The sequence below is a fragment of the Brevundimonas vesicularis genome (genome assembly GCF_014204545.1).
Taxonomy (GTDB): Bacteria; Pseudomonadota; Alphaproteobacteria; order Caulobacterales; family Caulobacteraceae; genus Brevundimonas; species Brevundimonas vesicularis_B.
Window position 1 is genome coordinate 1,375,995 of sequence record NZ_JACHLJ010000001.1, and the last position, 10,168, is coordinate 1,386,162.

Sequence of the window (10,168 nt, forward strand, 5' to 3'; positions counted from 1 at the left end):
GGGTTCAGCCGCCGCAGGTCTCGCGAACGATCAGCTCGGTCGGAACGCGCTCGGAACGGCCTGCTGCGGCGCCGCCGTGATCCAGCAGTTTGGACACCATCAACCGGCCGGCCTTCATGGTGTCCTGGGCGATGGTGCTGAGCGCCGGGCGCGAATAGCGGCTGAACGGCACATTGTCGAAGCCGATCACCGAGACCTGACCCGGCACCTCGACGCCGGCATGCAACAACGCCCTTACGGCTCCGAGCGCGATCTGGTCGGACGCGGCTACGACGCCATCAAAATCCAGCCCGCGTCGGATCAGGGCGTCGACGGCGGCCTCTGCGGATTCGACCTCGAAATGCGCAGGCACGATCAGGTCGGCGTCCACGTCCAGCCCGCTCTGGCTCAGGGCGTCCAGATAGCCGCGATGCCGCTGCATGGCTTCGGGCGGATCCAGATCGCCAAGAAAGACGATGCGTTTTCGCCCCAGCCGCGCCAGATGAAGCGTCGCGCGGCGGCCGCCCGAGATGTTGTCCGATCCGATGGAGCAATAGTCCTGGTCCGGCAGTTCGGCGCCCCACACGACGAAGCGATGGTCGGCGTCGACCAGACGGTTGAAGGCCGAATGCAGGCTGGATTGACCCAGAAAGATCACGCCGTCCGCCCGGCTGGTGTTCAGCGCGGCCGACAGCTCATCATAGTTGGCGGGCGAGATATGGCTCATCAGCAGGTCGCAGCCGCGTTCGCGCGCCGCCTCGCCCACCCCGGCCAGAAGCTCCAGGAAGAAGGGATCGCTGAGGCGCCCTTCGCGCCCCTGCGGCCGCGGCACCACCAGGGCGATGGTGCCCTGGGCGCCGATCGGGCCGGCCGGCATATGGCGGCGGAACGGATAGTCGTGTTCCTTGGCCAGCTTCCAGATCGTCTGTTTGGTGCGATCGTTGACGGCGGGGCTGTCGTTCAGGGCGCGCGAGGCGGTGGCGATGGACACGCCGGCGAGGCGGGCGATGTCTTCCAGACGGGTTGTCTTGCGGCTCAAGGTCGCGGGTCCTCACAGCAGCATGGTGAAGCTGCAAAATTTTCTGCAAATATTTCAGCCACCGTTCGCGGCGGTTGGCAAGAGGCGGCCTAACGGAGTTCCCATGATGCAGCGCAGATCCTTCCTGGCCCTTGGCGGCGTGTCGATCCTGGCTTTGGGGGCGACGGGCGCGCGCGCCCAGACCGCGCCGAACCATGCCCGGGCGTCCTCGCCCGGCGGCGTGCTGACGGTCGAAGCCTTCACCGACAACGACGGGCGGCCGATGTATTCGGTGCTGCGTCAGGGTCGGGTCGTCGTGGCGCCGTCCAAGCTGGGCTTCCTCTTGACCGACGCGCCGGCCATCGAGCGCGGCCTGACTGTGACGGCAGGCCAAGCGATCACGGTCGACGACACCTGGGAGCAGCCGTGGGGCGAGCGCCAGTTCATCCGCAACCACTACAACGAATGGCGCGTCGCCTATGCCGAGACCGGCGGCCTGCGACGCCGCGTGGACGTGGTCTTCCGCCTGTACGACGACGGTTTGGGCTTCCGCTATGAGTTCCCGCAGCAGGCTGGCCTGACCACCGTCCGCATCGGATCGGAAATCACCGAGTTCAACCTGGCCGAAAACGGCGAGGCCCTGTGGTGCCCGGCCTGGGAATGGAACCGCGAGGAATATCTCTACAGCCGCACGCCCATCGATGCGGTCGGCAGCGCCCAGACGCCGATGACGGTTCGAGGCCAGTCGGGCCTGCACGTCTCCATCCACGAGGCGGCCTGCATCGACTATGCAGGGATGAACCTTCGCCGGTCGGAGCAAACCAAGTTCCGCGCTCAGCTGACGCCGGGCCTGACCAATGCGGCGGTGGTGCGCGAGGCGCCGTTCAACACGCCGTGGCGGACCCTGCAAATCTCCGACAGCGCCTCAGGCCTGCTGGATTCCAGCCTGATCCTGAACCTGAACGAGCCCAACAAGCTGGGCGACGTCAGCTGGTTCAAGCCGATGAAATACGTTGGCGTATGGTGGGAAATGCACCTGGACCTGAAGACCTGGAACGCCGGCCCCAAGCATGGCGCGACGACCGAGAACACGATCAAACACATCGACTTTGCGGCCAACCACGGCTTCGGCGGCGTTCTGGTCGAGGGCTGGAACAAGGGTTGGGACGGCCAGTGGTTCGCCAACGGCGCGGACTTCAGCTTCACCGAAGCCTATCCCGACTTCGATATCGAAGCGGTCTGCGCCCATGCGCGGTCCAAGGGCGTGCAACTGATCGGCCACCACGAGACCGGCGGCAACGCCTTCCACTATGAGCAGCAGCTCGAGCCGGCCATGGCCCTGTATGAACGCCTCGGCGTCCATTCGGTGAAGACCGGCTACGTCGCCGACGCGCAAGGCGCCCGCGTCGCCGGGCCGGACGGACAGATGGTGATGGCCTGGCACGAAAGCCAAGCAATGGCCCAGCACCACATGCGCGTGGTCGAGGCCGGCTATCGCCACAAGGTCGCCGTGAACGCTCACGAGCCGTTCAAGGACACCGGCCTTCGCCGCACCTATCCGAACATCATCAGCCGCGAGGGTCAGCGCGGCATGGAATATTCGGCCTGGGGCAATCCCGGCAATCCGCCCGAGCATGAGCCGAACCTGGTCTTCACCCGCCTGCTGGCCGGGCCGATGGACTATACGCCCGGCATCTTCGGCATGGAGACGCGCAGCCCCGGCGGTGTGCAGACGACCTGGGCCAAGCAACTGGCGCTCTATGTCGTGATCTACAGCCCGATCCAGATGGCGGCGGACCTGCTGGTCAACTACGAGGCCAACCCCGCTCCGTTCCAGTTCATCAAGGATGTGCCGGTCGATTGGAGCGAGAGCCGCACGCTGGACGCCGCCATGGGCGACTATGTCGTCACGGTTCGCAAGCAGCGCGGTACGGATGTCTGGGCCCTGGGCGCCGTCACCGACGAGCATCCGCGCGTTCTGAAGGCCCCTCTCGATTTCCTGGACGCCGGCCGTCGATATCGGGCCGAAATCTATCGCGACGGGCCGGACGCCGACTATCGTGGCAAGCGCGAGGACATCGTCATCGAGCAGCGCGAGGTGACGTCGTCTGACACCCTGACCCTGGCGCTGGCCCCCGGCGGCGGTCAAGCGATCCGGTTCGTGCCGGTCGGTCGGGCGCGACGCGGATGACCCTGCTCTCGCACCGCCCGCGCCTGTCCGGCCTGGCGATCTGGAACATGTGCGTCGGCTTCTTCGGCATCCAGATCGGCTTCGGCCTGCAGAACGCCAACACCAGCCGGATCTTCCAGACGCTGGGCGCCGAGGTCGACAGCCTGGCGATCCTGTGGATCGCCGCGCCGCTGACGGGTCTGCTGGTCCAACCGATCATCGGCCATTTCAGCGACAAGACCTGGACCCGGTTCGGCCGGCGGCGCCCCTATTTCCTGGTCGGGGCGATAGCCACCACCCTGGCCCTGATCGCCATGCCCAACAGCCCTAGCCTGTGGTTCGCCGCGGCCATGCTGTGGATCATGGACGCGTCGATCAACATCACCATGGAGCCGTTCCGCGCCTTCGTCGGCGACAACCTGCCGGAGGAACAGCGCACCGCCGGCTATGCGATGCAGAGCTTCTTCATCGGTGCCGGCGCGGTCTTCGCCTCGGTCCTGCCGTGGCTGTTGTCCAACGTCTTCGATATCGCCTCGACCGCCGAGGCAGGCGTAGTGCCCCTGTCGGTCAAGATCGCCTTCTACGTCGGCGCCGCCGGCCTGTTCTCGGCCGTGCTGTGGACGGTGCTTTCGACCAAGGAATACAGCCCCGAACAGATCGCGGCCTTCGAACGCGCCCGAGACGACGCGCCGACCGCACCCGTCGAGACCGAAGCGCCGGCCCGCAGCGTCCAAGGCTGGATGACCTCTGGCCTGGTCTGCGCCGTCCTCGGCGGACTGGGTTTCGTGCTGATCGGCGCGCTCGATCTGGAGAAGGAGCTGCTGATCCTGGCCGGCTTCTTCGCCGGGTTCGGCCTGCTGCAGATCGCCGTCGGCATGATGCAGCGTCGCCGCATCACCAACGCCGCGACCGAAATCCTGAACGACATCTTCCGCATGCCCGAGACGATGCGCGGCCTGGCCGTTGTTCAGTTCTTCAGCTGGTTCGCCCTGTTCGCCATGTGGATCTACACCACCGCCGCCGTGACCCGCGTCCATTACGGTGCGACCGACACCACCTCGGCCGCCTACGCCACGGGCGCGGACTGGGTGGGGGTTCTGTTCGGGGTCTACAACGGCGTGGCGGCCCTGGCGGCCTTCACCCTCCCGGTCATCGCCAAACGGATCGGACGCAAGGCGACCCACGCGCTGATGCTGACGCTTGGCGCCGCCGGTCTGTTCAGCGTCTTCGCCATCCGAGAGCCGGGCCTCTTGTGGCTGCCGATGATCGGCGTCGGCTTCGCCTGGGCCTCGATCGTTTCCATGCCCTACGCCATCCTGTCGGCGGCGGTGCCGGACCGAAAGATGGGCGTCTATATGGGCGTCTTCAACATCTTCATCGTCGTGCCGCAGCTGCTGGCCGCCACGGTTCTGGGCCTGATCCTGAAGACACTGTTCAATGGTCAGGCGATCTGGGCCCTGGTGCTCGGCGCCGTCTCCTTCGTCCTGGCCGCCGCGAGCGCGCTGATGGTCAAGGAGCATCGCGGATGAACCGTCGGGGTCTTCTGGCCCTCATGGCCGCCCTGCCCTTCTCCAGCGCGGCGCGTGCTGAAGGCGCCATCGCAGGCGGCCGGTTGGTGCTGCATGAGGCGGTCGCGTCGGCCCATGTGAAGGCGCGCAACATCTCGGTCTGGCTGCCGCCCGGATACGAAGCGTCCGACGCCGCCTGGCCTGTTCTTTACATGCACGACGGCCAGAACCTGTTCGATCCGGCCACAGCCAACTTCGGCGAATGGGGTGTGGACGAGCATCTGACAAGGCTGATCGCGAGCGGTCAGGTGCGGACGCCGATCGTGGTGGGGATCTGGAACACCGACCTGCGGCTGAGGGAATATGTCCCCGCCGACCTGATCGCCGCCCTGCCCGCCGACATGCGCGACGAGGTCCAGGCCATATACGGCGGCGCGTCCTTGTCCGACGCCTATCTGCGGTTCCTGGTCGAGGAGTTGAAGCCCTTCATCGACGGCGCCTACCGCACCCTGACCGGCCCGCAGGACACGATGATCGCCGGCTCCAGCATGGGCGGCCTGATCTCCATGTATGCGGTGATGAAACGGCCGCAGGTCTTTTCCGCCGCCGCCTGCCTGTCCACCCATTGGCCGCTGAAGGTCGAAGGGCTTGAGCCCGGCGCGACGCTGGACGCCTGGCGCGAACGCCTGGTCGCGGCCTGGACCGGCGTGATCGAACGCGGCCTGCCCGAACCGGGCGACCACCGCTTCTATTTCGACCGGGGCGACGAGACGCTGGATCAGTTCTACGCCGTCTTCCAGACCCAGGTGGACCAGACTTTCCGCCGTCGCGGCTATGGGCCCAGCGACTTCCGCAGCCTGGTCTTCCCCGGCGCCCAGCACAATGAAGCGTCCTGGAACCAGCGCCTGGACGTGCCCTTGACCTTCCTTCTTTCCCCCGCCCCCACGCGCAACTCGTGAGGACCACAATGCGTCACTTCCGTACCTTCTGCCTCGCCGGCGCCGCCGGCCTGGCCCTTGCACCCGTCGCAAGCGCCCAATCGGGCGTCGCGCCCGGCGCGCCCGGCGCCCCGCCCGTCTGGTCCAGCGCGGCCAAGACCGGCGCAGGCGCCTCTTACGAGGCTTATGTCGACGGCCAATATCGCGACGGCGGCCCGACTGGCGCGGTGTCCAAGGTCTGGTATTCCATCGCCGACGGCGTTCTGACCGAGACTATGTACGGCCTGATCCATGCGGCCCAGATCAAGGCCCTGCGCTTCGCCGGCGTGACCCAGGACGGTCTGGTCGTCGAAGGCGACGACACTATCAGCCGCACCGAATATCTGCACGTCGACGCCCAAGGGCGTCCGCTGTCGCCGGCTTATCGCGTCACGACCCAGGACAAGAACGGCCGCCTTGAGATCGAAAAGCAGATCTTCAGCGACCCCGACCGCAACGCCTTGGTGTTGCGCGTCACCATCACGGCGCTGAAGGGCGATGTGACGCCCTATCTGATGCTGGAGCCGCACATCGCCAACACCGGCGTCGACGATCGCGGTCGGGTCTCGCGCGACGGCTTCCACGCCTGGGAAGGCGACACCCACCTGTTCCTGAAGCCCAGCGAGGCCTTCGACAAGGCCAGCGTCGGCTTCGTCGGCGCCTCGGACGGCCTGACCGATCTGAAGGACGGCAAGCTGGACTGGACCTACGCCTCCACCGGCGATCAGGCCGGCAACACGATGATGACCGGGGCTCTGCCGCGCCTGCGCCAAAGCAGCCGGATCACGCGCGACTTCGTCATCGGCTTCGGCGCTAGCGAAGCTGAGGCGCGCGCGGCCGCGGACGGTTCGTTCTCGACCGGTCTGGACGAGGCGCTCGCCCGCTTCAACGGCGAGGGCGAGCGCGTGGGTTGGGAGGACTATGTCGCCTCGCTGACCGAACTACCGCGCATCGCCGAACAGGCGACCGACAGCGGCAAGCTGGCCTACGCCTCGGCTCTGATGCTGAAGGTGCAGGAGGATCGCACCCATGCGGGCGCGCTGATCGCCTCGCTGTCCAATCCGTGGGGCGATACGGTGGACGCGTCGAAATCCTCGACCGGCTACAAGGCCGTCTGGCCGCGCGACTTCTATCAGGTGGCGATGGCTCTGGCGGCGCTGGGCGACAAGGAGACGCCGCTGGCGGCCTTCAACTATCTGCCTCAGGTTCAGGTCGGCCCGAACACGCCCGGCAACACCGGCGTCGGCGGCTGGTTCCTGCAGAAGACTCACGTCGATGGCGAACTGGAATGGGTCGCGGTTCAGCTGGACCAGACGGCCATGCCGATCATGCTCGGCTATCGTCTGTGGAAGATGGGTTGGCTGTCGGACGTCCAGATGACCGAACACTATCGCTCCATGCTGAAGCCGGCGGCCGACTTCCTGGTCGACGGCGGCAAGATCGGGCTGATGTGGAATGACGCGGAGATCAAGCCGCCCTTCACCCAGCAGGAACGCTGGGAAGAGCAACAGGGCTATTCGCCGTCCTCGACCGCCGCCGTGGTCGCGGGCCTGACGGTGGCTGCCGAAATGGCGCGCGCCTCAGGCGACGCCGCCGGCGCGACGCGCTACCAGATCGCGGCCGACAGCTATGCGTCCAAGATCGAAGAGCGGATGTTCACCACCAACGGCGACTTCGGCGACGGTCGCTACTTCATCCGCATCACGCAAAACGAGAACCCGAACGACAAGGCCCCGATCGGCGCCGCCAATGGCCAGATCGCGCCGGTGGAAGACCGTGTCGTGGACGGCGGCTTCCTGGAACTGGTGCGCTATGGCGTGCGCAAGGCCGACGATCCGCACATCCTGGCAACCCTGCCCGTCTATGACGACCAGTCGCTGGATCCGCTCTATCGCGTTCGCTACGACTTCGGTCCCGAGGGCGACAAGACGCCGGGCTGGCGGCGTTATGGCGTCGACGGCTATGGCGAGGACCATCTGACGGGCGCCAACTATGGCGTCGGCGGGGAGATGAGCCCTGGCCAACGCGGTCGGGTCTGGCCGTTCTTCACCGGCGAGCGCGGTCACTATGAGCTGGCCCGCGTCAGCGTGAACGGCGCCCCCTCTGCCGCCGACATCGCCGCCATCCGCCAGACCTATGTGCGCGGCATGGAGCGGTTCGCCAACGGCGGACTGATGCTGGCCGAACAGGTGTGGGACGGCGTCGGAAACCCGACGGCCAAGGGTTATGCCGTGGGTCAGAATACGGACTCTGCGACGCCCCTGGCCTGGACCCACGCGGAATATCTGAAGCTGCTGCGGTCGCTGGCCGATGGCAAGGTCTGGGACAGCTACGACCCCGTCCACGACCGCTACGCCCGCTGATACGAAAACGGCCCCGGAGATCGCTCTCCGGGGCCGTTCTCATTTCAAACTGACGTGGCTCAGAAGGTGAGCTTCACAGCCCCGACGATCCGATCTTCGGCACCGGGCACGCCGTCCACATCGGAGTCGTGATAGCGGACATCGACGCCCACCTTGTCGGTCAGGGCATAGCCGACGCCGACGTTCCAGGTGGTGTAGTCGTCGCTGACGTCGAGCCATTGCTTGCCGAGCGCACCTGACACCGTCCACTTGGGCGCCGGCGAGAAGGCGGCGTTGACCTCGGCGTAGGTCGCCTCGTCGTCGATGCCGAAGAAGTCGGGCGAGTAATAGACGGCCGCGCCGAAGGTGGCCGGACCGACCGCGCGCGAGGCCGCAGCCTTGAACTCGGCGTAGTTATAGTCCGCGCCGTCCGGCTCTCCGACATACAGATAGCCGATCACGCCGAAGTCGAGCGCGAAACCGCCGGCCTCGGTGCGATAGCCGCCGTAGAGATCGACCTCCGCATCGGTGTCATCGCCAAAGTCGACGTTGGAGGCCCAGGCGCCGCCATAGAAGTTGCCCGACGTCAGATCGACGCCGCCCTGAATGGCGGGATCCTCGCCGGTCTGGCTGAAGCCGCGGAACACATAGTCGCTGACGACGCCGACGTTCCAGGCGACGTCGACGGTGCTCTGGGCCGAGGCCGGCGCGGCGAGGCCGATCAGACCCATGGCGAGCGTTGCAGCGGCAGCCGCACGGATGGTGATCTTGTTCATAGTCTATCCCCTTGTTGTGCTTGTTCTACTCGAGGTCGGAAAAGTCGGGCGCGGGGTTTGGGAGCCGCGCCCGATCTCAGCTCAGTGTTCCAGCGCTTCGCCGTGAAGCGAGGTGTCCAGACCGGCGGCTTCCTCCGCCTCGCTCACGCGCAGGCCCGTGGTGAACTTGCAGATGAACAGGATGATCAGGGTGCCGACGGCGCTGTAGACGATGGTCCACAGAAGCCCCAGCGCCTGGGCGCCGACATTGGCGCCTTCCGACAGGCTGTTGATCGCGGTCGTGGCGAACACGCCGGTCAGCAGGGCGCCGATCAGGCCGCCTGCGCCGTGGATGCCGAAGGCGTCCAGACTGTCGTCATAACGCAGCAGCTTCTTGATCCACACCGACGAGGCGTAGCAGGCCGGACCGGCGATCAGGCCGATGATAACCGCGCCCTTGGGATCGACGAAGCCGGCCGCCGGCGTGATGGCGACCAGACCCGCGACGACGCCCGACAGCATGCCGACCAGCGAGACCTTCTTCTTCTCGATATATTCGACGATCTTCCAGGTCAGAGCGCCTGCGGCCGCGGCCAGGATGGTGTTCAACAGAGCTACGCCCATCAGGTCGTTGGCGGCGCCCGCCGAACCGGCGTTGAAGCCGATCCAGCCGACCAGCAGCAGCGAGGCGCCGATCATGGTCAGGACGGGGTTGTGGGCGGTGATGACCTCTGTGCCGTAGCCCTTACGGCGACCCAGGAAGATGGCGCAGACCAGGCCCGCGACGCCCGAGTTGACGTGAACGACAGCCCCGCCCGCGAAATCCAGCACGCCCGCCGAACCTAGGAAGCCGCCACCCCAGACCCAGTGGCAGATCGGCGCATAGACCAGCAGCGACCACAGGGCGGTGAACAGCAGCAGCGCCGAATATTTAAACCGCTCGGCGAAGGCGCCGGTGATCAGCGCCGGGGTGATGATGGCGAAGGTCATCTGGAAGGAGATGAACAGGAATTCGGGAATGCCCGGCAGCAGGGCGTTGGCGGTCTTCAGCGACACGCCGTTCAGGAACAGCATGTCCAGGCTGCCGACATAGGGCTGAAGCGCCGCATTGCCGTTGGCGCCGAAGGCCAGGCTGTAGCCTGCGATGAACCACACCAGCGACACCACGGCGAATACGCCGACGGACTGGGTGATGGTGGCGATGACGTTCTTCTTGCGCACCATGCCGCCATAGAACAGCGCCAGACCGGGGAGGGTCATCAGCAGAACCAGGGCGGTCGAGGTGCCAAGCCATGAGGCGCCGGCGCTGTCCAGCTCAAGCGCAGCCTGGTGGCCGAGCAAGGCGGGCGCGGCGTCCTGCGCATTCGCCGCGCCGGCAGCCATCAGACAGAGTGTGGGAAGTAGGAGCGCAGCCGCTCC

The 10,168-nt window shown here is 66.4% G+C and carries 7 protein-coding genes; 4 read left to right on the forward strand and 3 right to left on the reverse strand.

Annotation, left to right across the window (positions count from 1 at the left end):
• Window positions 1-4 precede the first annotated feature (4 nt).
• Entirely contained in the window at window positions 5-1,018 is a 1,014-nt protein-coding gene (locus HNP47_RS06980; RefSeq protein ID WP_017505134.1) for a LacI family DNA-binding transcriptional regulator, read from the reverse strand.
• Between the two features lie 103 nt (window positions 1,019-1,121).
• Here HNP47_RS06980 and HNP47_RS06985 point away from each other — a divergent pair, with 103 nt between their 5' ends.
• From HNP47_RS06985 to HNP47_RS07000, 4 genes are read left to right on the forward strand one after another with little or no spacing between them, the layout of a single operon-like run.
• Complete coding sequence (locus HNP47_RS06985; protein WP_184278861.1) at window positions 1,122-3,188, forward strand: glycoside hydrolase family 97 protein; 2,067 nt, start codon at window positions 1,122-1,124, stop codon at window positions 3,186-3,188.
• On the forward strand, window positions 3,185-4,696 hold the full coding sequence (locus HNP47_RS06990) for an MFS transporter (protein WP_184278862.1): 1,512 nt from the start codon (window positions 3,185-3,187) through the stop codon (window positions 4,694-4,696). The genes HNP47_RS06985 and HNP47_RS06990 overlap by 4 nt, the downstream gene beginning before the upstream one ends.
• Window positions 4,693-5,634, forward strand: coding sequence for an alpha/beta hydrolase (locus HNP47_RS06995; RefSeq protein WP_184278863.1), 942 nt, complete (start codon window positions 4,693-4,695; stop codon window positions 5,632-5,634). Before HNP47_RS06990 ends, HNP47_RS06995 begins: the two co-directional genes overlap by 4 nt.
• Before the next feature lie 8 nt (window positions 5,635-5,642).
• Window positions 5,643-8,015 (forward strand): glucan 1,4-alpha-glucosidase, encoded by a 2,373-nt coding sequence (locus HNP47_RS07000; RefSeq protein ID WP_184278864.1) that lies wholly within the window; start codon window positions 5,643-5,645, stop codon window positions 8,013-8,015.
• A gap of 59 nt (window positions 8,016-8,074) precedes the next feature.
• Here the strand turns inward: HNP47_RS07000 and HNP47_RS07005 are convergent, their stop codons facing one another.
• Window positions 8,075-8,770, reverse strand: a complete 696-nt coding sequence (locus tag HNP47_RS07005; protein WP_184278865.1) for a TorF family putative porin — start codon at window positions 8,768-8,770, stop codon at window positions 8,075-8,077.
• Window positions 8,771-8,851: 81 nt separating this feature from the next.
• On the reverse strand, window positions 8,852-10,132 hold the full coding sequence (locus tag HNP47_RS07010; protein ID WP_260394637.1) for an ammonium transporter: 1,281 nt from the start codon (window positions 10,130-10,132) through the stop codon (window positions 8,852-8,854).
• Between the last annotated feature and the right edge of the window lie 36 nt (window positions 10,133-10,168).